This window comes from Kocuria sp. CPCC 205235, from assembly GCF_040980905.1.
GTDB classification, from domain to species: Bacteria; Actinomycetota; Actinomycetes; order Actinomycetales; family Micrococcaceae; genus Kocuria; species Kocuria carniphila.
Window position 1 is genome coordinate 1 of sequence record NZ_JAVKPR010000077.1, and the last position, 865, is coordinate 865.

Here is an 865-nt window from a genome sequence, read left to right on the forward strand (position 1 = left end):
CCAAAGTGCTTGCGTATTGAGAATGAACGGCTCAAAAAAAAAATATCTGGTGAGGCAGAACGAGGATGGGCAAACGGAGTATGTTCGTTTAAAAATGAAGAGTTCAAAATAGTGGACATGCTATCGCACGAGTATCCTGTCAAGGATATCTGCAAGATGATGGGAGTAAGTCGGTCGGGGTATTACAAGTGGCTTAGAAGAGAGCCTTCATCCCGTGAGATCAATCGTGAGTTCATGGTGGGTGTGGTTGAGGACATACACTCGGAACACCCTACACATGGCTACAGGTGGGTGGCGGCGTACATAAGAATCAATTTACAGTTGAGTATCAGCGACAATTTCTCTTATAAATGCTTCCAATATCTTGGTATTCAGTCACAAACGAGACACAAGATACATTACAAACCACGTAAGGTAAAGGATAAGTACCCCAACCTCATTTATTCCACGTGGGACACGGTAGACAGACCTCGACAAGTTATCGTCTCTGACATGACAGTCATCAAATACTCTTGGTTCTTCTTTGAGTTGACCATGTATTTCGATGTCTTTACGAAAGAAATCCTAACGTGGCATGTGGCTGAGAGACGTGGACATAGAGACCAGTACATTGATGGGCTAAATGATGTCATCAACCTGTTGAAGGGCACAGATGAGCCAACTGTTCTTCATACGGACCAAGGTAGCGTGTATGCTTCGCTCGCCTATAATGAGCTGATAAAGGACACGATGATTGTGAGGTCTATGTCCAGGGCAGGAAAGCCTACAGACAACCCTGTGAACGAATCCCTCAACGGATGGATAAAAGAGGAATTGTTCATAGACTTCACGATTGAGACATGTAATTCAAGAGAGGAGTTCGAGC

General features: G+C 44.3%; 1 protein-coding gene. It reads left to right on the plus strand.

All coding sequences use genetic code 11. From position 1 onward, the window contains the following. Positions 1-9: 9 nt before the first annotated feature. A partial coding sequence (locus RF638_RS16025; protein WP_368842462.1) for an IS3 family transposase occupies positions 10-865 on the plus strand: 856 nt, incomplete at its 3' end.